Source organism: Bacillota bacterium (assembly GCA_023511835.1).
Classification (GTDB): domain Bacteria; phylum Bacillota; class Sulfobacillia; order JAIMAT01; family JAIMAT01; genus JAIMAT01.
In genome coordinates this window covers 14,233-34,606 of record JAIMAT010000011.1, presented here as the reverse complement: position 1 = coordinate 34,606, position 20,374 = coordinate 14,233, and the positions used below count along the sequence as shown (strand labels likewise).

The following is a 20,374-nucleotide window of genomic DNA, read 5'->3' as shown; positions in this document are numbered from 1 at the left end:
GGTCGCCAGAGTCTTGGGGCCGCTGGTCGGCCAAAGGGGGGGTCGTTCGTGAGGGGATCGGGACGGGTCCGCGGGAGGGTCGCCCGCGAGAGATGGAGGCGGTGGGTCGGGCTGCTCTCGGCAGCCCTGGCCCTGACGGTCGCGCTGGCAGGCTGCGGCGGTTCCGGAGGTGCATCGAACGCGGGCGGGTCGGGGCAGGGGACGGCCGCCGGTTCGGGAGCGCCCCAGAACGGGGGCACGGTCACCATTCCCATCGTCGCGGACCCCACGTTCAACCCGTGGCACCCGAACGCCTACGTGGAGTCCGTCTTCGTCAACCGCGTCCTGTTTGACGGGCTCACCAAGCCCGGAAAGGACCTGAGCCCCGCACCCGACCTTGCGACGTCGTGGGAGCCGTCGAAGGACGGGTTGAGCTGGACGTTCCACCTGCGCCAGGGCGTCCAATGGCATGACGGGCAGCCGTTCACGGCCGACGACGTGGCCTTCACGTTCGACCAGATCGTGCTCAACCCCAAGCTTGCGGCCAACGGTGCCTCGTATTTCAAGGCGGTGAAGGACGTCGTCGCGGTGGACCCCTCGACGGTCGTCTTTCACCTGAACAGACCGTTCGCCGCGCTGCCTGCCTATCTGGCCTACAACGCCGGCATCCTGCCCAAGCACATCTTCGAGGGCAAGGACCCGTGGACACTGGCCTCGTTCAACAAGGAGCATCCGGTGGGCACCGGCCCCTTCATGCTCCAGAGCTATACGCCGGGGCAGGACGTGGTGCTGGTCCGGAATCCCGACTACTTCGGCGGAGCTCCGCATCTGGACAAGCTGGTGTTCAAGATCCTGCCCGATCCCAACGCGCAGTTGGCGCAGGCCTTGAGCAACGAGATCACCATCTTCACGCTGGACGACAAGTCGGCCGTGGACCGGGTCAAGGCCGCGAAAAACCTGGTCATCCGCCCGGAGACGCAGGTGCAGTTCTACTGGCTCGCGCTCAACCAGGCGAATCCCCTCTTCACGGACGTGCGCGTGCGCCAGGCGATCCTCTACGCCATCGACCGGAAGGCCATCATCGCTTCCGTGGAAAAGGGGTACGCCACGGTGGCCAACGCTCCCATCTCGCCCGCGTTGAAGAAGTACTACGACCCGTCGCTGGCCGGTCTCTACCCGTACGATCCGGCCAAGGCCAGGCAGCTGCTGGCCGAGGCGGGCTGGACGCAGACCAACGCGGACGGGGTGTTGGTGAAGGATGGCAAACCGTTCCACTTTGTGCTGGACGTGGGCCTGAAGGGCGACGTCCTCCCGGTCAGCCAGCTGGTCCAGCAATACCTGCGCAAGGTGGGCATCGACGCCCAGCTGAACTCGATGGAGTGGAACGCCTTCATCCAGAAGGATGTGGTCCAGCGCAGCTACGACGCGACCATCAACTGGTGGGTCTATCCCGCGGATCCCGACGTGCTGCCGTTCTTTATCTCCAGTGCCGCGGGGAAGGGGAACAACATCCCCGGGTACAAGGACGCGAAGCTCGACCAGCTCCTGGTGGCGGGCGAGCAGACGAGCGATCCCCAGGCACGGGTTGAGGTCTACCGGCGGCTGCAGCAGTACATGGCGCAGACGCTCCCGTACGTCTTCCTCTGGTTCCCGCAGGAAGTCCAGGTGCGGAACGTCCGCCTCCACGGCGTACCCGACCTGGGGCTCCGGGACGCGATGGAGTACGTCAACGAGTGGTGGCTGTCCAAGTAGGGTGGCGGCGGCCGCGGCGCCGGGGGGCGCCGCGGCCGCCTGGGGGTGCGGTGAGCGATGGCGCGGTTCCTGTTGCGGAGGTTGGCGGAGAGCCTGGCGGTTCTCCTGATCGTGACGGCGGTGACCTTCTTTCTCGTCAACCTGGCGCCGGGCGGGCCGGCGGCGGCCATGCGGATGGACATGACCGCCCAGGAGCGGCAGGCGATCATGGTCCGCTACGGCCTCGACAAGCCCGTCGCCGTGCGCTATGCGGAGTGGCTGGCCGGGCTCCTGCGGGGCAATCTCGGCCTCTCGCTCTCGGCGGACCAGCCGGTGGCCAAGCTGATCGGCCAGCGGTTCCCCAACACGCTGCTTCTCAGCACGGCCACCTTGGCCCTCTCCTGTCTCCTGGGCGTCGCGCTGGGGGTGGTGTCGGCGTTGCGGCGCAACGGGCTGGCGGACCAGGGCATCGGCTTCGCCAGTGTGCTGGGCCTGAGCGTTCCCGCCTTCTGGCTCGGGATCATGCTGATCCTCCTCTTCTCCGTGGAACTGGCCTGGTTGCCCGCCTCGGGAGCCTCGTCCGACGGGGGCGGGGGGATCGGCGACCGCCTGGCGCACCTGGTGCTGCCCGTCATCGTCCTCTCCAGCACCACCCTGCCCTCCGTGGTCCGGTTCACCCGCTCGGCCATGCTGGAGGTCATCGGACAGGACTTCGTGCGGACGGCGCGGGCCAAGGGCATGGCCGAGCTGAGGGTGATCTACGTCCATGCGCTCAGGAACGCCCTGGTTCCGGTCATCTCCACCCTGGGCGTGCTGGTGCCGAGGCTTCTCGGAGGGGCGGTGATCACCGAGAGCGTCTTCGGCTGGCCGGGCATGGGCTCGCTGGCCGTGCAGGCGGCCGCCCAGCGGGACTATTCGCTCGTGATGGGGATCACGGTGGTGGTTACGGCCATCGTGGTGGGCGTCAGCCTCCTGGTCGACGTCGTCCACTCCTGGGTCGATCCGCGCATCCGGATCGCCTGAGATGGCTAGAAGCGGCGCGGGCACGGGCGGGCAGGGAGGTGGGATGGTGTCGAGTCGGGTTGCCGAGAACGGGTTGCCGCTGCCGGACGAACCCGTCCTGATTCGCGAGGAAGAGGCGGAGTCGAAGCGGCGGGGCTTCCTTGGCCGGCTGCTCCGCCAGCGGCTGGCGGCGCTCTCGCTGGTCTTTCTGCTGCTCGCCCATCTGGCCGTCTTCGCGGGGCCCTTCTTCTGGCGGGTCGACCCGAACGCCACCGACCCGCTGCACACCCTGGCGGGAAGCAGCGCGGTGCACCCGCTGGGCACGGACGAGCTCGGCCGTGACGAGCTGAGCCGCCTCCTGCACGGCGGCCAGGTGACGCTGGCGGTGGGCTTCCTGGCGATGCTCTTCTCGCTGGTGGCCGGTCTGGTTGTCGGCCTGGTCGCGGCCTACTACCGGGGCTGGCTGGACGCCCTGCTGATGCGCCTGACGGACGCGATGATGGCGATCCCCAGCTTCTTCTTCGCCCTCGTCGCCCTCACCGTGCTCGGCAGGACGCCGCTGATGGTTGCCCTGGTGATCGGCGTCTCCAGCTGGATGCAGGTGGCCAGGGTGATCTATGGCGAGACCCTGCGCCTGAAGGAGCAGGAGTTCGTGGAGGCGGCCAGGGCCCTGGGAGCTTCCGACGGCCGGGTGCTGGCGCGGCACCTGCTGCCCCAGGTGGCGCCCTCGCTCATCGTCTCGGCCACCCTCGGCGTCGCCTGGGCGATCCTGACCGAGAGCGCGCTGAGCTATCTGGGCCTGGGCATCCAGCTGCCCACCGCCAGCTGGGGCAACATGCTGCAGAACGCCCAGCAGTACGTCTGGACGGCCCCGCGGCTGGCCGTCCTCCCCGGACTCGCCGTGACGCTGGTGGTTCTGGCCTACAACTTCCTGGGCGACGGGCTGCGGGACGCCCTGGATCCCCGCATCCGGCGCTGAAAGGGCGGGAGGCCTCCGATGGAGCGCGAGGAGACGTTGAAGATCGTGGCGGTGGGGGACGTCGCCCCCCTGGAGAGGCCCTCCGGGGAGGTCTGGCTCGACCTCTTCCGGGCCGCGGACCTCCGGCTGGCCAACCTGGAGGGCCCGATCGTCGAGGGCCCCGGCGTGCCCGCGGACAAGCTGATCCGGCTGCGCCTCCCGTCGCAGGCGGCCGACTGGCTCGCGGAGCTGGGGCTGGACGCCGTCTCGCTGGCCAACAACCACACCATGGACTGGGGAGCCGAAGCGCTCGTCACGACGCGCCGCCGCCTCGCGGAGAGGGGTATCCGGTTCGGCGGGGCCGGGATGGACTGGACCGAGGCGGCCAGGCCGGTGAGGCTGGCGGCGGGGGGGAAGAGCGTCGCCCTGGTCGCGTGGGCCTGCACCGTCCCGCCCGGCTTTCAGGCGGCCGAAGGACGGCCGGGGATCGCCGGGATCAAGGTGCGCACCCGCTGGGAGGCGGATGCCGCCCTGCTGGACGAGCAGCCCGGCACGCCGCCCTGGGTGCACACCGAGCCCGTCGAGGCCGATCTGCGCCGCATGGAGGAGAGTCTCGCCCGGGCCCGCCGGGAGGCGGAGTTCGTCATCCTCTCGCTCCACTGGGGCGTGCCGCCCCAGTGGAGCTCGGCCTTCCAGGGGACCGTGGCGGAGTACCAGCTGCGCGTCGCTGCGCGCGCGGTGGCGGCGGGGGCCGACCTGATCGTGGGCCACCACCCCCATGCGCCGTATGGGCTGGGCGAGATCGAGGGTGTTCCGGTGCTGTACAGCCTGGGGAACTTCCTGTTTCACCCGGAGTACCTTCCGGGCGGCATGGAGAGCGCGCTCGAGGGGCCGGCAGGCGGCGAGCCAGAGGCCTCGGCGGCGCTCTATGCCCCCGTTCGCCTGCCGGAGAACGAGGAGAGCAGCCTCGCCTGGATCGAGCTCGCGGCCTCCGCGGGAGCAAGGCTGCGCATCCGGCGCCTCCGCCTGGTGCCGGCGAGGCTGAATCGTCGCGGGGAGGCTGTTCGGGTGGCCCCGGACGAGGCGGACCGGATCGCCCGGCGGCTCGAGGCGTTTTCGCGCCGGATGGGTGCCCGAGTCCGCGTGGAAGAGGGGTGCCTGGAATGGGAGGGCGGGATCTGAGAGCGGAGCGGCCCGCGACCGGCGAGGCCGTGCCCCGGAGCATGCGGGCGGTGGTCATCCGCCGGCATGGCGGCCCCGAGGTCCTGCGCCTCGAGGAGGTGGCCGTCCCCCGGCCGGGGCCGGGCGAGATCCTCCTCCGCGTGGAGGCCGTGGCGCTCAACCACCTGGACATCTTCGCCCGCCAGGGGCTCAGCGGCCCGGGCGTGCCGCCCATCCGCCTGCCGCATGTCTCGGGCGTGGATATCGTCGGCCGGGTGGCCGCCTTCGGGCCGCCGGACGGACCGGAGACATCCCTGCCCGCGCCGGGCCAGCGGGTTCTCGTCTACCCCGGCATCAGCTGCGGCCAGTGCAGGTACTGCCGGCGCGGCGAGCCGACCATGTGCCCGCGGTACGCCATCATCGGGGAACACCGCTGGGGAGGGCTGGCCGAGTATGTCGCCGTCCCGGCGAGGAACGTCGTCGCGGTTCCCGAAGGCGTCGCGCCCGAGGTTGCGGCGGCCGTCCCGGCGGTCTACACCACCGCCTGGCGCGGCGTGATCACCGTGGGCCGCCTTCGCCCGGGCGAACGGGTTCTTGTGGTGGGCGCGTCAGGCGGTCTCGGGGTGGCGCAGCTGCAGATCGCGCTGGCAGCGGGGGCGACGGTGGCCGTCACGGCCGGCTCGGAGGAGAAACGGCGGCGCCTGCTGGAGCTGGGAGCCAGCGTCGCCTTCGACTCGCGCGCGGACTGGGAGGTGGAGGTCCGCGCATGGACCGGCGGCGAGGGGGTCGATCTCGCCCTGGACGCCGTGGGCGGTCCCACTTTGCCGGCCACGCTGCGGTGCCTGGGCATGGGGGGACGGGTGGTGCTTTCGGGGGCGACCGGCGGAGACGACCTGCACCTGAGCGTGCGCGAGGTCTACCAGTGGCATCGCCGGATCCTGGGCGCCCCCATGGGCAACTGGGAGGACTTTCTGGCCGTGACCCGAATGGTCTGGGCGGGTCTCCTGCATCCCGTGATCCATGCGGTCTATCCCCTGGAGGAGATCGCCCGGGCCGAGCGCGAGATCGAGGAACGAAGGCACGTCGGCAAGATCGTCATTCGCGTCTCTTGAGCCGGGGAGGGTGAGCCGTGGCCGGAGCGGAGCGGACAGGGACGGGCGCTTCCGGGAGGAAGCGGAGCCCCTCGGGACCGGTGGCCTCCCGGGGATCGGGCGGCGAGCTGCTGCAGACGGTCGGTCGGGCGCTCCAGGTGCTGGATGCGGTCGCCTCCCGGGACCACTGGGGCGTCACACAGCTGGCCCGCGCGCTCGGGATGAACAAGACCGTCCTCATCCGGATCCTGGCCACGCTCTCCCATTACGGGTTCGTGGACCACAGCCAGCCGGACGGCATGTACCGGGCGGGCGAGCGCCTCTGGACGCTGGCGGCCCGGACGGCGCGCGCCTCCGACCTGCGCACCGCGGCGAGGCCGTACCTGAACCGCCTGGTGGAGAAGTGCGGCGAGACGGCCGTGTTGACGGTCGCGCGAAACGGCCAGTGCGTCTACGTGGACGCCGTCCCTTCCCCCCACCCGCTGCGCGTGGTACCCGAGCTGGGCGGCACGCAGCCGTTGCACGTGGGTGCGCCGGCGCGCGTCCTCCTCGCCTACCTCCCGGAGCCGGAGATCCGCCTGTACCTCGAGACCCATGCGGCGGAAATCCGGGCGAGCGGCACCGACCTGGAGGAGTTGTGGCTGGAGTTGGCGCGCATCGAACGGGAAGGCTACGTGCTCTCCCTGGGCGAGTACGAACCGGGGGCCTTCAGCCTGGGGGTCCCCCTCCTGGACCGGGCGGGCCGCCTCATCGGCGCCGTCGCGGTCGCTGGCCCGCGGACCCGCTGGGACGAGGCGCGTACCCGCCCGCTCCTCGCGGAGCTGCGCGCGACGGCCCGTGATATCGTCTTCGTCCTTCAGGAGACCGACCCCCTGGATCCCGGTTCGCGCGAGGAGCCTCTCTCTCCGGCCTCGCCGTAGCGCCACCGGCCCCTCGGCGACGGGCGTTGGCGCCGGGCGCCCCGCAGGGGGGCCCGGCCTTTTCTTCCCGGGCGGCCGGGAGGGGGCGGCGGCGAGTATCTCCCCCCGAGCCAGGTGGAGCTGCCATACGGCTGCCCGTGGGGCGGAAGCGATGCGGTTCCCCTCCTGGTGCTCTGGTTGGCGGTCCTCCTCTATGTCCACCAGATCTGGGCGGCCATGGTGCTGGACGACCTGACCAGCGTGCCCAATGTCGTGGCCGGCTTGGCCATGTACTTCACCTACTCGCAGCTGTGGACGGCGGTGCTGGCGGCCGGCTGGTGGCGCCTCCTCCTCCGGCGGCAACGCGGCGCCCCGCCGGTCTGGGAGAAGACCGTCCGGTTCTAGCCGAGGGTGGGGTGGCGGGCCGGGACGGTGCCCGCCCCGGCGCGAGCCGCGCCCGGGCACCCGCCTTCGGCGCCGCCGCCCCCACCCGGAGCGCCCTCTACCCGGATCGGAGCCCGGCCGGCGTCTGCAACCGGGCTTGCTCGAACCGCCTGGGGGCCGGCTTCCCTGTGACGACGGCAGAAACCGGTGCGGAGCGAGGGCGGTTTCGCAACCGCCCTCGCTCTGCGTCCACATCGTGCGGGCGCAGTTACATGGCGGTCAGGCCGCCGTCGACGATGCTGACCGACCCCGTCACGAATGAGGAGTCGTCCGACGCCAGAAAGAGTGCCACCTGGGCGACCTCCTCCGGCGTTGCGAAGCGACCGATCGGTTCCAGGGCGAGGAAGGAGTCATAGGCCTCCGGTTGAACGGCGAGGAGGCGCTGGACCATCGGGGTTTCGATCACCCCGGGCGCGATCGCATTGATCCGTATCCCCTGCTTGGCGTATTCAAGGGCCGCCGTCCGGGTCATCTGGATCACGGCGCCTTTGGAGGCGTTATAGGCCAGAAGCCCGGGGAAGCCGACCAGGCCGGCCACGGATGCGGTGTTGATGATCGACCCGCCACCGTTTGCCAGCATGGCCTGAACTCCGTACTTGAGACCGAAGTAGACACCCTTCAGGTTGACGTTGATCACGCGTTCGAAGTCGGACTCCGGGTAGTTGGCGGTCTCCGCCTGCGGCCCTTCGATCCCCGCGTTGTTGTGCAGGACATCCAGGCGGCCGTAGGTTCGAACGGCGAGATCGATGGCGGCCTTGACGTCGTCGGGGTTCGTCACGTCGCAGCGGACGAAAGTGGCTTCACCCCCGTCCGACCGGATCTCGGAGACGACCTTCTCGCCCTGCTCCACCATCACGTCGGCCACGACGACCTTGGCTCCCTCGCGCGCGAAGAGACGAGCCGTCGCCGCACCGATGCCGCTCGCTGCCCCGGTGATCGAGTGCCACTTTACCGCCCAGTCTCTGGCCCATGGAGTTCTCCCTCCAGCGGGGCGCCGACCGGTCCCGCCCGTTGCCCGAACCGACCTCCTTTCCGGTTGAATGGATCCGTGCGGCGCCCGAATGTCCAGGAGCGCGACATAAAAACAACGGATATCCGCAAAACAGGCCAACCACCGAGGATCCGCTATGTGACAAAGAGTTTCGATCTGCACACTACTTCTCCTTTCGCCCGGTCCGCTCTGCCCGCACAGCTCGGGGCGTCGGCCTGCCATGGCCGGGCCGCGGAGGCCCGCCTCCTCCTGGCGACGACGTCCCTCGCCGGTGGAGGGGGAGTGACCCGGGCCCGATTGCCTTCGCAGGCCGTGAAGCCTGGAGGAAGATCCCGCCCCCCGTAGGCGCCGCTCCGCATCCGGCCTTCTTGCACCCTGTGGTGCCGGATGTTAGCATGTGCGCAGTTCAGCACACAGAACAGAGTTCTGCTATACGGAACACCACCGGCCTGCATCCCGGGAGGGAAGTCCGTGAACGATCGGCAGGGGCCGGCAGCCGCGGGGACGGCCGCGCCCGGCGAGCTCCTGAACGAGCTCCTCGTCGAGGTGCGCGGCGTCGAGAAGCGCTTCGGGGGCCACCGGGTCCTGCGCGGCGTCGACCTGGCGCTGCGCGCGGGGCGGGTCCACGGCCTGCTCGGCGCCAACGGCGCGGGCAAGACGACGCTCATGCGCATCCTCACCGGCGAGCTGCCCGCCGACAGCGGGCAAGTGGCGGTCGACGGCCGCACCTTCCCGGCCGCCGCCTGGGACGCCCGCAAGGCCCGCGCCTGGGGCATCGCCATCGCGCACCAGGAAGTCCCCGTCTTCCCCAACCTCCGCGTCTACGAGCACTTCGCACTGGAGCCGGCCGGCCCGGGCGCAGAACGCGCGCCCCGCGAGGCCGGCGGCTGGCGGGCCGCCGCCCGGCGCGCCGCGGCCTCCGCCCTGGAGGAGGTCTTCCCCGGCAGCGGCATCGCGCCCGAGGCGCGCGTCGAGCGGCTGACGCTGGCCCGGCGCCAGATGCTGGAGATCGCCCTGGCCGCCAGCCGGCCCGGCCTCCGCCTCCTCGTCCTGGACGAGCCCACGGCCGCCCTGGGGCGGGAGGAGGTGGAGCGGCTCGGCCGCCTCATGGAGCGCCTCCGCGACCGCGGCGTCGGCGTCGTCCTCATCACCCACCGGCTCGACGAGGTCTTCGCCTTCTGCGACGAGATCACGGTCCTGCGCGACGGCGAGGTGGTCCGGCGCGGCCCGCGCGACGCCTTCACCCGTGCCGCCCTGGTGGAGGCCATGGGCGGCCGCACCGAGGCGGCGGAGGAAGCGGCGCCGGGCGAGCCGGCGGCGCCCTCCCCCGCCCCCTCGCGCGCGGGGGAGGAGGGGCGGCCGCTCCTCATCGACTTCCGCCCGCAGGGCGCGGCGGCCGGCGAGCTCTCCCTGCAGGTGCGCGCCGGCGAGATCGTCGGTCTCTCGGGCCTCGCCGGCCAAGGCCAGACGCGGCTCCTGCGCGAGCTTCTCCGCCACGCCCGCCAGCGCGGCGGCGCCGGCGGGGGGAGGCGGGTCGCCTGGGTCAGCGGGGACCGGCGGGGGAGCGGGATCTTCGCCCTCTGGAGCACCCTGCGCAACGTGACCGTGGGGAGCCTGGGCGGGGCTTCCTGGGGCCCCTTCGTCCTGCCGGCGCGCGAGCGGCGGCTCTACGGCGCGTGGGCGGAGCGGCTCGCCATCCGCGCCGCCGAGCCCGACGAGCCCGTCACCTCGCTGAGCGGCGGCAACCAGCAGAAGGCGCTCATCGCCCGGGCGCTGGCGGCCGAGCCCGAGATCCTCCTCCTGGACGACCCCACGCGCGGCGTCGACGCGGCAACCAAGCAGGAGTTCTACCGCCTCCTGCGCGGCCTGGCGGAGCAGGGGAAGGCCGTCGTCTGGACCAGCAGCGACGACGACGAGATGGAGGTCTGCGACCGCGTCTACGTCATGCGCGAGGGGCGGCTGGTGCGCGAGCTGGCGGGCGGGGAGGTCACCCGCGCCAACATCGTCGCCGCCTCCTTCGCCGGCTCCGGCGCGGGCCAAGGGGGCGGCGCGGGCGGGACCGGCGCGCCGGCCCGGGCGGAAGGGCGCGATCGCCCGGCGGCCGGGGCGCTGGGCGGCGGCCGGCTCCGGCTCCGGCTGGGCGAGGCGGGCTGGCTGCTGGCGGCGGTGGCGGTGCTGCTGGTGACGGCGGGCATCGCGCTGGTGGAGCCCTCGGCGCTCCTGCCGGCAGGGCTCCCGGTGCTCGTCAGCTCCTTCACGCCCGTCCTCCTGGCCGCGGCCAGCGAGCTGATGGTCATCGCCGTGGGCGACATCGACCTCGGCCTGGGCGCCTACATGGGCCTGGTCAACGCCCTCTCGGCCACCTGGCTCGTCCAGCGGCCGGCGCTGGGCGCGGCGGCGCTCCTCCTGGCCTGGCTCCTCTACGTCGCCCAGGGGCTGGTGGTCGCCCTCCGGCGCGTGCCGGCCATCGTGGTGACGCTGGGCGCTTCCTTCGTCTGGCTGGGCGTCGCCCTGGTCATCCTGCCCACGCCGGGAGGAAGCGCGCCCGCCTGGCTCCTGGCCGCGGGCAACGCCAGCCTCCCGCTCCTCCCCGAGCCGCTGGTGGTGGGCGGGCTGGCCGCCCTGGCCAACGCCCTCCTCCTCTTCCGCACGCGCCTGGGTGTCCGCCTGCGCGCGGCGGGGGAGAACGCCGACCACCTGGCGCTGCGCGTGGGTGCGGTGCGGGCGGCGGTGGCGGCGCGCCTGGCCGCCTATGCGGCGGCGGGCTTCTGGGCGACGCTGGCCGGCCTCGCCGTCACCGCCCTCACCTCCTCGGCCGACGCGCTCGCCTCGCAGCCGGCGACGCTCCTGGGCATCGCCGCCGTCATCGTGGGCGGCGGCTCCTTCTCCGGCGGGCGCGTCGAGCCGGCGGGCGCCGTCCTGGGCGCGCTCCTCTTCAGCCTGCTGGAGGCGCTCCTGGGCCTGGCCTCGGTCAACGTCAACTACGCCTCGCTCATCGAGGGGCTGGCGCTGGTGGCGGTGCTGGCGCTCCGCCTGGCGCTGGGGAAGGAGGCGGAGGCATGAGCGCGCGCGCCGCGGCCGTGACGCGCCGCCTGCGCGGCTGGGCCTGGATCTGGTCGCTGGCGGGCGGCGCGGTCGCCTACCTGGCGACGGCGGTGCTGCAGCAGCGCCTCAGCTGGGAGGCGCTGGTCACCAACCTGGGGCTGGCCGGCTTCCTGGTGGTGGTGGGGCTGGGCCAGATGCTGGTCATCACCGGCGGGGCGGGCGGCATCGACCTCTCGGTCTCGGGCATGGTGACGCTGGCCGCCATCCTCCAGGCGACGGTGGCGCACGGGCGGGACGGGGCGGCCATGCTGGCCGGCGTGGGGGCGGCGCTGGGCGCCGGGCTGCTGCTGGGGGCGGTCAACGGCGCGCTGGTGGTCGGCCTCCGCCTGCCGGCCATGGTGGCCACGCTGGCCACCGGCTTCATGCTCGACTCGCTCATCCAGCTCTACTACGGCGTCGGCCAGGGCGGCGCGCCCAGCCCGGCGCTGGCGCGCTGGGTGCACGGCTCACTCCTCGGCCTGCCGGACATGCTCTGGCTCTCGCTCCTCCTGACGGCGCTGGCCGGGCTGCTCCTCCAGCACACGCGCTACGGGCGGCACCTGGAGGCCGGCGGGCAGAGCGAGGCGGCGGCGGAGCTGACGGGGATCCGGGTGGGGCGGGTCCGCTTCCTCTCGTACGTCCTCTCCTCGCTGGCCGCCTCGCTGGGCGGGGTGCTGCTGGGCGCCTACGCGGGCGGCGCCTTCCTGGGCATGGGCAGCCCCTACCAGCTGGGCTCCATCGCCGCCGTGGTGCTGGGCGGCTCGCTCATCGCCGGCGGGCGGAGCACGGCGCTGGGCGTCTTCGGCGGGGCGGTGCTGCTCCGCTTCCTGGAGACGGGCATGCAGGCCACCGGGCTGAGCGCCGGCGCCCGCAACGTGCTGGAGGGCGCCATGATCATCCTCGTCCTCGCGCTGCGCAGGGCGGGGTGAAGGGGGGTCCGGGCGATGCGTTTCCTGTGGCTGACCTGGCTGGGACAGGCCGGCTTCCTCCTGGAGGAGCCGGGCGGGAGGAAGCTTCTCGTCGACCCCTTCCTCTCCGACCACCCCGGGCGGCTCTACCCGCCCCCGGTGGAGGCGGCGCGGCTGGCCGGCGTGGACGTGGTGCTGGCGACGCACGAGCACGACGACCACCTGGACCTGCCCTTCCTGCGCGCGCTGCTGGAGGCGGGGGGCCGGCCGCGGGTGCTGGTGCCCGAGCCGGTCCGCCCGCTGGCGCTGGCCGGCGGCCTGCCGGCCGAGCGGGTGGAGGGCGTCGCCCCGGGGGCGTGGCGGGAGGTGGGGGGCTTCCGCCTCCGCGCGCTGCCCGCCCTGCACGGGGTGGGCGGCCCCGGCTGGTCCGGCGCCTACGACTTCGGCGGCCCGCCGGAGCGGGCGCGCTTCCTGGGCTACGTGGTCGAGGCGGGCGGCGTCCGCCTCTTCCACGCGGGCGACGGCCTGGTCTACCCCGGCCTGGCCGAGGCGGTGGCCGGCCTCGGCGCCGACGTGGCGCTGCTGCCGGTCAACGGCCGCGACGCCTACCGGGAGGCCGCCGGCATCGTCGGCAACATGGACGAGCGGGAGGCCGCCCGGCTCGCCCTGGAGGCGGGCGTCCGCCTGCTCGTCCCCATGCACTACGAGGCCTTCCGCGGCAACGAGGGCGACGTGGGCCGCCTGGCCCGCGCGGTGGCCGTGCAGGGGGGGCCCGCGCTCCTCCTGCCGGTGCGCGGCGAGCGGACGCTGCTCGCCTTCGACGGGGAGGCGGCGGGCGAAGGGGGGGAGCGGAGAGCGGCGGAGGCAGCGACGCGATCGGGAGCTTTCGGCGCCCAGCGGTCCCACGCTTGACCAGATCTCGCTGGACCAGATCTCGGAAGGAGAGGTCGAGGGATGTTGCGACGAATCGTGCAGGGTGCGCTCTTGCGGCGGCTTCTGGCCGGCCTGACGGTGCTGGCGCTGGTCGGCCTGACCGCCGCCTGCGGCGGCAGCCCGTCGACGAAGAGCAGCTCCGGCACCGGCGGCGGCGCCACCAGCGCCACCTCCGGCTCCTCCGCCGGCACCTCCACCGCCTCGGGCGGCTCGGGGAGCAGCGGCGGCTCCGCTGGCGGCAGCGGCAGCGGCGGCAGCAGCACGGGCGGGGAGTGCCAGAACCCCTTCGGCTTCAACGCGCCCAGCGCCACGGTGGGCGTCTCCTTCGCCTTCCTGGGCAACAGCTGGCGCAAGACCATGCAGGATGACATGACCCGCGCCATCGACCGGGCCATCCAGTGCCACCAGATCGGCAAGGTCATCTACACCTACGCCGGCAACAGCACGACGCAGCAGATCGCCCAGATCAACGACCTGATCCTCAAGAAGGTCGACGTGATCCTGGTCGACGCCTCCTCCAGCACCGGTCTCAACGCGGTCATCGCCAAGGCGACCCAGGCGGGCATCCCCGTGGTCAACTTCGACACGCCGGTGACCGCGCCCGAGGCCTACGTGCTCAACTGGAACTTCGTCGACTTCGGCAAGATGCTGGCCGACTACATCGTCAAGCAGCTGAACGGCAAGGGGAACGTGCTGGTGGTCCGCGGCCTGGCCGGCACCTCCATCGACGACGGCGAGTACCAGGGCTGGATGGAGGTGCTCAAGCAGTACCCGGACATCCACGTGGTCGGCACCGTCTACGGCAACTGGGACGACGCCACCGCGCAGTCGGCGGTGGCCGGCCTCTTGCCCAACCTGCCCAAGGTGGACGCGGTCCTCATCAACGGCGGCAACTACGGCGTGGTCCAGGCCTTCCAGGCGGCCGGGCGGCCGGTGCCGCTGATGGTGGGCGACAACCGGGGCGCCTTCCTGCAGTGGTGGTGGCAGAACCGGGACAAGTACTTCGACTCCACCTGGTCCTACTCCACCTTCCCGCAGGTGGGCGAGCTGGCCTTCTACGTCGCCCAGTTCATCCTGAAGGGCGAGAAGGTCAACCACCAGCTCTGGCTCCAGCCGCTGGTCATCACCAAGGACAAGCTGGCCGAGTACAAGGGCACCCCGGTCTCGGCGGTGGCCGACGCCAAGTTCGACGTCCAGTGGGTCTATGACAACCTGATCCAGGGATCGCGCTGAGCAGGGGGCCGGGCCGCGGGAGCGAGCGCCCGCGGCCCGGCGCCCGCCGGGCGGTCCCCGCGGGGCGCCCGGCGCGAGGGGGAGCGAGCGTGTCGGAACCCGTTGCAGCAGTGGTCACGGTCGGCGAGGCGCTGGTCGCCCTGGACGCCGGCGACTCCCGCGTGGAGGACGCGTCCAGCCTGGCGCTCCACGTGGTGGGCGCCGAGCTCAACTACGCCGTCGGGCTGGTCCGCCTGGGCGTGCCCGCCCGCTTCCTGGGGGCGGTGGGCGCCGACCCCTTCGGCCGGCGGGTGCTCCGGGCGGCCCGGGCCGAGGGGGTGGACGTGGCGGGGGTGGAGAGCGACCCCGAGCGGCCCACGGGGCTGATGGTGAAGGACCTGCCCGGCCTCGACGGCGAGCCCTCGGTCCTCTACCTGCGCAGAGGAAGCGCCGGCGGCTTCTACCGCGGCGGCGCCCGCCTGCGCGAGGCGCTCGTCGGGGCGCGCGGCTTCCACGTGACGGGCATCTCCCTCTGCCGCCAGGACGGCCTCGACCAGGCGGCCGCCCAGCTCCTGGAGGAGGGGCGGCAGCTGGAGTGGCGCAGCTTCGACCTGAACGTCCGCCTGCGCCTGGGCGGGCCGGAGCGCTGGCGCGAGATCCTGGCCTACGCCCTGCCGCGCGCGGCCACCTTCTTCGCCACCGAGGAGGAGGTCCGCGCCCTGGGCCTGGAGGTGGAGGAGCTGGCCGGGCTGGCCGCCCGCCACGGGACGGTCCTCGTCCTGCGGCGCGGTCGCCGGCCGACGGAGATCCGCACGCCGGACGGGGCGGTGGAGCGGGTGGAGCCGGTCTACGCCAGGCGGCCGGTCAGCCCCTTCGGGGCGGGCGACGCCTTCGCCGCCGCCGTCACCGCCTGGCGCCTGGGCGGCGCCTCCTGGCGCGAGGCGGTGGAGGCGGGGCACCTGGCCGGCGCCATGGCCGTGCGCACGGGCGGCGACTTCGAGGGGGCGCCCTACCGGGAGGAGCTGGAGGCGCTCCTGCGCGGCCCGGCGCTGCAGCGCTGAGGGCGCAGACGGAGAGGGGGAGGTGGTGAGCGGATGCGGGTGGCGCGCGCGGAGCTCTTCCCGGTTCCGCCCCGGTGGCTCTTCCTGAGGCTGGAGACGGACGACGGCCTGGTGGGCTGGGGCGAGCCCATCGTGGAGGGGCGTGCCTCCACCGTGGCGCGCGCGGTGGAGGAGCTGATGGAGTACGTGCTGGGCAGCGACCCCCGCCGGGTGGAGGACCTCTTCCAGGTCCTCTACCGGGGCGGCTTCTACCGCGGCGGGCCGGTCCTGACCAGCGCCCTCTCGGGCATCGAGCAGGCGCTCTGGGACATCAAGGCGCGCGCCCTGGGCGTGCCGGTCTACGAGCTCCTGGGCGGGCGCGTCCGCGAGCGCATGAAGGTTTACGCCTGGGTGGGCGGCGACCGCCCCGAGGAGGCCGCCGACCAGGCGCGCCAGCGCGTGGCCATGGGCTACCGGGCGATCAAGATGAACGCCACGGCGGAGACCGCCTACCTGGAGTCGCCGGCGCTGGTGCGCGAGGTGGTCCGCCGTGTCCGCGCCGTGCGCGAGGCGGTGGGCTGGGAGGTGGACGTGGCGCTCGACTTCCACGGCCGCGTCCACCAGGCCGAGGCCGTGCGGCTGCTGGCGGCGCTGGAGGAGCTGGAGCCGCTCTTCGTCGAGGAGCCGGTCCTCCCCGAGCACGCCTTCGCGCTGCCCGAGCTGGCGCGGAAGACGCGCATCCCCCTGGCCACCGGCGAGCGCCTCTACACGCGCTGGCAGTTCCGCGACCTGCTGGCGGCGGGCGGCGTGGCCGTCATCCAGCCCGACGTCTCGCACGCCGGCGGCATCTGGGAGGTGCGCAAGATCGCCGCCATGGCCGAGGCCTACGACGTGGCGGTGGCGCCCCACTGCCCGCTGGGGCCGGTGGCTTTGGCCGCGGCGCTCCAGGTGGACGCCTCGACGCCCAACGCCTTCATCCAGGAGGAGAGCCTCGGCATCCACTACAATATGGAAGCAGATTTGGAGACCTACCTCGCCGACGCGTCCTGGCTCGTCCCCACGGACGGCACCATCGCGCTCCCCGAGGGGCCCGGCCTGGGCATCGAGCTGCGCGAGGAAGCCATCCGCGCCTCCGCCTCGCCCGCGCTCCGCTGGCACAACCCGGTCTGGCGCCTGCCCGACGGGAGCGTGGCGGAATGGTAGCCGGGGAGGCGTCGGCGAGGCGGTCGCCCCCCACGGGAGGTCGCGGCGGCATGGCGACGAGCTACCAGGAGGCCGCCCAGATCCGCTCCGTCCTGCGGGCGGTGCAGCTCCTCAAGCTCCTCGGCCAGCGGGAGGAGGGCGCCCCGCTGACCGAGCTGGCGCGCAGCCTGGGCCTGCCCAAGTCCAGCGTCTACCGGCTCTTGGCCACGCTGCGCGAGGAGTCGTGGGTGACCGTCGACGAGGGCACGGGCAACTACAAGCTGGGGCTGGGGCTGCTGGAGGTGAGCGCCAGCGCCCTCGCCTCCCTCCGCCTGCGCGACGTGGCCAAGCCGCACCTGGAGGCCATCTGGCGCGAGACGGGGGAGACCGTCCACCTGGGCGTACTCCACCGGAACCAGGTCATGTACGCCATGAAGTACGAGAGCGTCCACAGCATCCGCATGTACTCCAAGGTCGGCAAGACGGCCCCGCTCTACTGCACCGGCGTGGGCAAGGCGCTCCTGGCCTGGATGGAGCCGAAGCAGCGCGAGAGGATCCTGGAGAGCCTGGAGCTGCGCGCCTACACGCCCAACACGCTGGCCTCCCGCGAGCAGCTGGAGGCGGACCTTGCCCGCTCGCTGGAGCGCGGCTACACCATCGACAACGCCGAGCACGAGGAGTTCCTGCGCTGCGTCGGCGGCGCCATCCTCGGCTCGGACGGCCCGGTGGGCGCCATCAGCGTCGCCGCCCCCCTCTTCCGCATGCCCGACGAGCGCGTGGAGGAGGTGGGCCGGCTGGTGCGGGAGCACTGCGCCGCCCTCAGCCGGGAGATCCGCGGGGTCCTCTAGCCGGCCGGAAGGGGGCCGGCCAAGCGAGATGGAGCAGGAAGCGGAGCGGGAGGCGGTCCTCCGCCGGATCCGGGAGGAGCGCCTGGTCGCCATCGTCCGCGCGGCCAGCGCCGGCGCCGCCCTGGAGCGGGCGCTGGCCTGGGCGGAGGCGGGCCTGGGCGTCATCGAGGTTTCCTTTAACACTCCGGAGGCCGACGCCGTCCTCGCGGAGCTGGCGCGCCGCCACCCCCGCCTGCTGGTGGGGGCGGGCACCGTGCTGGAGGCGGCCCAGGCGGAGAAGGCGGTGGCGGCGGGGGCGCGCTTCCTGCTCAGCCCGGTCTTCACGCCGGCGGTGCTGGAGACGGCCCGCGCGGCCGGCGTCCTCTACGTGCCCGGGGTGATGACGCCGGGCGAGCTGGCGGCCGTCCTGGCGGCGGGGCTCCGCCTGGTCAAGCTCTTCCCCGCCGGCGCCCTCGGGCCGGCGGGCTTGAAGGCGTTGCGCGAGCCCTTCCCCGGGGTCGACTTCCTCCCCACCGGCGGCGTCGTCCCGGAGGCGGCGCCCGCCTGGTTCGAGGCCGGGGCGCTGGCACTGGGCCTGGGCGGGGCGCTGGCGCAGGCCGGCGACGTGCGCGCGGCGGCGGAGGCGGTGCGCGCGGCCGCCGAGGCGGCGCGGGCGCAGGCCGGGCCGGGCGGGGCGGCCTCCCCCGGGGAGCGGGGAGAATAGCGACGGGTGTCGAAGAGGGGCGGCGGGGATCCCCGCCGCTCCCGGCGCTCCAGAACCCCTTGTAAGGAGGTGCCGGCCTTGGCCCGGACCATGCGTGCCGCACAGCTGGTGGAGTACAAGAAGCCCCTCGAGATCCGCGAGGTACCGGTGCCGGAGCCGCGCGGCGAGCAGGTGCTCGTCCGCATCGGCGGCTCCGGCCTCTGCCACTCCGACCTGCACCTGATGAGCGGCGAGATCCCCATCCTGCCCGGCTTCCCCTTCACCCTGGGCCACGAGAACGCCGGCTGGGTGGAGGCGGTGGGCGAGACGGTGCCCGAGAGCCTCCGCCCGGGCGAGGCGGTGGCCGTCTATGGCGGCTGGAGCGAGCGGCCCGACCGCTTCGCCTGGTCGGGGCAGGAGCAGCTGACCGACGTGCGCCAGTGGGTCGGCATCGGCCGGCCCGGCGGCTACGCCGACTACCTGCTGGTGCCCACCTACCGCTACCTCTTGCCGCTCCAGGGCCTCGACCCGGCGGAGGCGGCGCCGCTCACCGACGCCGGCCTGACGCCCTACCGCGCGGTGAAGAAGCTCTTGCCCCGCCTCTATCCGGGGAGCACGGTGGTCGTCATCGGCGTCGGCGGCCTCGGCCAGTTCGGCGTCCAGTACGCCCGGGCGCTCACCCCGAGCTGCACGGTGGTGGCCGTCGACGTCGACCCGCGCAAGCTGGAGATCGCCCGCGAGCTGGGCGCCGACCACGTGATCCACGGGCGCGAGGAGGATCCGGTGGCCCGGGTGCGCGAGCTGACCGGCGGGGAGGGCGCGCAGGGCGTCATCGACTTCGTCGGCTCGGACTCGACCCTGGCCCAGGCCTGGTCCATGGCCGGCCACCAGGCGCGCGTGGTGGTGGTCGGCCTCGCCGGCGGCAAGCTGGAGTTCAGCGCCGGCCTGCTCAATGAGGCCGAGCTGACCACCAGCAGCTGGGGGAGCCTGCTGGAGCTGAGCGAGGTGCTGGAGCTGGCGCGCCGCGGCGTCGCCCGTCCGCGCGTCCGCCGCGTCCGCTTCGAGGAGATGAACCAGGCCTTCGACGACCTGGCCCACGGCCGCGTCGAGGGACGGGCGGTGCTGGTGCCGGGGGCCTGACCCCGGCCGGCAGACCGGCAGAGGCCCTTTCTATCTGGCCGTGGGGTAGCGGCATCTGCGGTTGCGGGCATCGGGCAGGCGCGCTGCTCTCGCCCCGGCAGGACGGGCGGGGAGATGCGGTGCCCCTGGCGGCCGTCTCCTGCCGGTGCGCACGCGGCCGAGGGCGAGCGCAAAGGACGGGACTACATCTGTCGTAAGATGGGGCCACAAGAGGTGGTCGCCGTGGAACGGGTGGGCGTCCGGTACCTGAAGAGTCATCTCAGCCAGTTTCTCTCCCGGGCGGCGAAGGGCGGGGTCTTCCTGGTGACCGATCGCGGGAAGCCGCTGGCCCAGCTGGGTCCGGTGGGTGGGGTCGCGGCGGAGCTGCGGGCACTGGCCGAGCGGATCGGGGCCGAATGGCAAGGGGGGAAGCCGCGGGGCTTGGCCGAGGCGGTCGCTCCCAGGCTGTCGGAGGCCCGTTCGCTCTCCGAGGCCGTTCGTGAAGAGAGGTCCGAATGATCGCCTACCTCGATTCCAGCGCTCTGGTCAAGCTCTATGTCCTGGAGCCCGGGTCGGCCCGAGTCCGCCGTCTCGTGGAGGAGGCTGACGTGGCGGCCACGAGCGCGATCGCCTACGCCGAGATTCGGAGTGCGATGGCACGCCGCCATCGGGAGGGCGATCTCTCGGAGAGTGCGTTGAGCCGGATCAAGGCCGCCCTGCTGGCCGACTGGGAGGCGCTGTTCGTCCTTCCGGCGACGGGCGCGGTGGCCCGTATCGCCGGGGATCTGGCCGAGGAGCATGGGCTCGGCGGGATGGACGCCGTCCACCTGGCATCGGCCCTGTGGCTGGCCCGGCAGCACTCCAGCCCCATGACCTTCGCGGCGCGGGACGAGCGGCTGGCGCGGGCTGCGGAAGCGCTGGGCTTCGACGTCGTGGGTTCTGGGTTGAACGACTGACCACGAGGCCGCCTGGGAGGGCTCGGAGTGGCGCCTGGCGCCGGAGGTGGTCCTCGTCTCCGATCGCGCCGCTGCTCCTCGGATGGCGGGCGACGCCGCGGGCCTCTTCGCGTCGCCCGCTCCCTCGCGTGCGGCAGGTTCTTTCCCGCCGTCC

At 73.1% G+C, this 20,374-nt stretch carries 19 protein-coding genes; 18 read left to right on the top strand and 1 reads right to left on the bottom strand.

Features of this window, described 5'->3' with window-relative positions; all coding sequences use genetic code 11:
- Window positions 1-48 precede the first annotated feature (48 nt).
- The 7 genes from K6U79_03690 (at window position 49) to K6U79_03660 (ending at window position 7,226) form a co-directional block, all read left to right on the top strand.
- Window positions 49-1,731 (top strand): ABC transporter substrate-binding protein, encoded by a 1,683-nt coding sequence (locus K6U79_03690; GenBank protein MCL6521459.1) that lies wholly within the window; start codon window positions 49-51, stop codon window positions 1,729-1,731.
- A gap of 57 nt (window positions 1,732-1,788) precedes the next feature.
- Window positions 1,789-2,733 (top strand): ABC transporter permease, encoded by a 945-nt coding sequence (locus K6U79_03685; protein ID MCL6521458.1) that lies wholly within the window; start codon window positions 1,789-1,791, stop codon window positions 2,731-2,733.
- 43 nt (window positions 2,734-2,776) lie between these two features.
- Window positions 2,777-3,691 (top strand): ABC transporter permease, encoded by a 915-nt coding sequence (locus tag K6U79_03680; GenBank protein MCL6521457.1) that lies wholly within the window; start codon window positions 2,777-2,779, stop codon window positions 3,689-3,691.
- 18 nt (window positions 3,692-3,709) lie between these two features.
- Window positions 3,710-4,852 carry a CapA family protein gene (locus K6U79_03675; protein MCL6521456.1) on the top strand — a complete coding sequence of 381 codons (1,143 nt, stop codon included), beginning with the start codon at window positions 3,710-3,712 and terminating at the stop codon, window positions 4,850-4,852.
- Between the two features lie 29 nt (window positions 4,853-4,881).
- Window positions 4,882-5,943, top strand: a complete 1,062-nt coding sequence (locus K6U79_03670) for a zinc-binding dehydrogenase (protein ID MCL6521455.1) — start codon at window positions 4,882-4,884, stop codon at window positions 5,941-5,943.
- A gap of 17 nt (window positions 5,944-5,960) precedes the next feature.
- Window positions 5,961-6,842, top strand: coding sequence for an IclR family transcriptional regulator (locus K6U79_03665; protein ID MCL6521454.1), 882 nt, complete (start codon window positions 5,961-5,963; stop codon window positions 6,840-6,842).
- 168 nt (window positions 6,843-7,010) lie between these two features.
- The gene (locus K6U79_03660) at window positions 7,011-7,226 is read left to right on the top strand and encodes a hypothetical protein (GenBank protein MCL6521453.1); all 216 of its coding nucleotides are present in this window, start codon (window positions 7,011-7,013) and stop codon (window positions 7,224-7,226) included.
- 247 nt (window positions 7,227-7,473) lie between these two features.
- On the opposite strand, the gene K6U79_03655 is transcribed toward K6U79_03660, so the two are convergent.
- Window positions 7,474-8,478 (bottom strand): glucose 1-dehydrogenase, encoded by a 1,005-nt coding sequence (locus K6U79_03655; protein ID MCL6521452.1) that lies wholly within the window; start codon window positions 8,476-8,478, stop codon window positions 7,474-7,476.
- 249 nt (window positions 8,479-8,727) lie between these two features.
- Between K6U79_03655 and K6U79_03650 the strand changes: the two genes are divergently transcribed.
- The 11 genes from K6U79_03650 to K6U79_03600 all read left to right on the top strand — a co-directional run bounded on the left by K6U79_03650 (window position 8,728) and on the right by K6U79_03600 (window position 20,220).
- Complete coding sequence (locus K6U79_03650; protein ID MCL6521451.1) at window positions 8,728-11,319, top strand: ATP-binding cassette domain-containing protein; 2,592 nt, start codon at window positions 8,728-8,730, stop codon at window positions 11,317-11,319.
- Window positions 11,316-12,269, top strand: a complete 954-nt coding sequence (locus tag K6U79_03645) for an ABC transporter permease (GenBank protein ID MCL6521450.1) — start codon at window positions 11,316-11,318, stop codon at window positions 12,267-12,269. The genes K6U79_03650 and K6U79_03645 overlap by 4 nt, the downstream gene beginning before the upstream one ends.
- 15 nt (window positions 12,270-12,284) lie before the next feature.
- Window positions 12,285-13,160: an MBL fold metallo-hydrolase gene (locus K6U79_03640; GenBank protein MCL6521449.1), complete on the top strand. Its 876-nt coding sequence runs from the start codon at window positions 12,285-12,287 to the stop codon at window positions 13,158-13,160.
- Between the two features lie 42 nt (window positions 13,161-13,202).
- Window positions 13,203-14,414 (top strand): substrate-binding domain-containing protein, encoded by a 1,212-nt coding sequence (locus K6U79_03635; GenBank protein MCL6521448.1) that lies wholly within the window; start codon window positions 13,203-13,205, stop codon window positions 14,412-14,414.
- Between the two features lie 89 nt (window positions 14,415-14,503).
- Window positions 14,504-15,454: a hypothetical protein gene (locus K6U79_03630; protein ID MCL6521447.1), complete on the top strand. Its 951-nt coding sequence runs from the start codon at window positions 14,504-14,506 to the stop codon at window positions 15,452-15,454.
- A gap of 33 nt (window positions 15,455-15,487) precedes the next feature.
- Window positions 15,488-16,636 carry a galactonate dehydratase gene (gene dgoD / locus K6U79_03625; GenBank protein ID MCL6521446.1) on the top strand — a complete coding sequence of 383 codons (1,149 nt, stop codon included), beginning with the start codon at window positions 15,488-15,490 and terminating at the stop codon, window positions 16,634-16,636.
- Window positions 16,637-16,686: 50 nt separating this feature from the next.
- On the top strand, window positions 16,687-17,463 hold the full coding sequence (locus K6U79_03620; protein MCL6521445.1) for an IclR family transcriptional regulator: 777 nt from the start codon (window positions 16,687-16,689) through the stop codon (window positions 17,461-17,463).
- Window positions 17,464-17,491: 28 nt separating this feature from the next.
- Window positions 17,492-18,166, top strand: coding sequence for a bifunctional 4-hydroxy-2-oxoglutarate aldolase/2-dehydro-3-deoxy-phosphogluconate aldolase (locus K6U79_03615; GenBank protein ID MCL6521444.1), 675 nt, complete (start codon window positions 17,492-17,494; stop codon window positions 18,164-18,166).
- Window positions 18,167-18,256: 90 nt separating this feature from the next.
- A complete protein-coding gene (locus tag K6U79_03610) occupies window positions 18,257-19,285 on the top strand; it encodes an NAD(P)-dependent alcohol dehydrogenase (GenBank protein MCL6521443.1) in 1,029 nt (342 codons plus the stop codon).
- 222 nt (window positions 19,286-19,507) lie between these two features.
- Complete coding sequence (locus K6U79_03605) at window positions 19,508-19,783, top strand: type II toxin-antitoxin system prevent-host-death family antitoxin (protein MCL6521442.1); 276 nt, start codon at window positions 19,508-19,510, stop codon at window positions 19,781-19,783.
- Window positions 19,780-20,220: a type II toxin-antitoxin system VapC family toxin gene (locus tag K6U79_03600; protein ID MCL6521441.1), complete on the top strand. Its 441-nt coding sequence runs from the start codon at window positions 19,780-19,782 to the stop codon at window positions 20,218-20,220. The genes K6U79_03605 and K6U79_03600 overlap by 4 nt, the downstream gene beginning before the upstream one ends.
- The last annotated feature ends 154 nt before the right edge of the window (window positions 20,221-20,374 follow it).

Excerpts from the sequence above, each read along its gene's own strand:
- K6U79_03685 (MCL6521458.1), top strand. The coding sequence starts at position 1,789 with ATGGCGCGGTTCCTGTTGCGGAGGTTGGCGGAGAGCCTGGCGGTTCTC.
- K6U79_03680 (MCL6521457.1), top strand. The coding sequence starts at position 2,777 with ATGGTGTCGAGTCGGGTTGCCGAGAACGGGTTGCCGCTGCCGGACGAA.
- K6U79_03675 (MCL6521456.1), top strand. The coding sequence starts at position 3,710 with ATGGAGCGCGAGGAGACGTTGAAGATCGTGGCGGTGGGGGACGTCGCC.
- K6U79_03655 (MCL6521452.1), bottom strand. The coding sequence starts at position 8,478 with ATGGCAGGCCGACGCCCCGAGCTGTGCGGGCAGAGCGGACCGGGCGAA.
- K6U79_03645 (MCL6521450.1), top strand. The coding sequence starts at position 11,316 with ATGAGCGCGCGCGCCGCGGCCGTGACGCGCCGCCTGCGCGGCTGGGCC.
- K6U79_03640 (MCL6521449.1), top strand. The coding sequence starts at position 12,285 with ATGCGTTTCCTGTGGCTGACCTGGCTGGGACAGGCCGGCTTCCTCCTG.
- K6U79_03635 (MCL6521448.1), top strand. The coding sequence starts at position 13,203 with ATGTTGCGACGAATCGTGCAGGGTGCGCTCTTGCGGCGGCTTCTGGCC.
- dgoD (MCL6521446.1), top strand. The coding sequence starts at position 15,488 with ATGCGGGTGGCGCGCGCGGAGCTCTTCCCGGTTCCGCCCCGGTGGCTC.
- K6U79_03620 (MCL6521445.1), top strand. The coding sequence starts at position 16,687 with ATGGCGACGAGCTACCAGGAGGCCGCCCAGATCCGCTCCGTCCTGCGG.
- K6U79_03615 (MCL6521444.1), top strand. The coding sequence starts at position 17,492 with ATGGAGCAGGAAGCGGAGCGGGAGGCGGTCCTCCGCCGGATCCGGGAG.
- K6U79_03610 (MCL6521443.1), top strand. The coding sequence starts at position 18,257 with ATGCGTGCCGCACAGCTGGTGGAGTACAAGAAGCCCCTCGAGATCCGC.
- K6U79_03600 (MCL6521441.1), top strand. The coding sequence starts at position 19,780 with ATGATCGCCTACCTCGATTCCAGCGCTCTGGTCAAGCTCTATGTCCTG.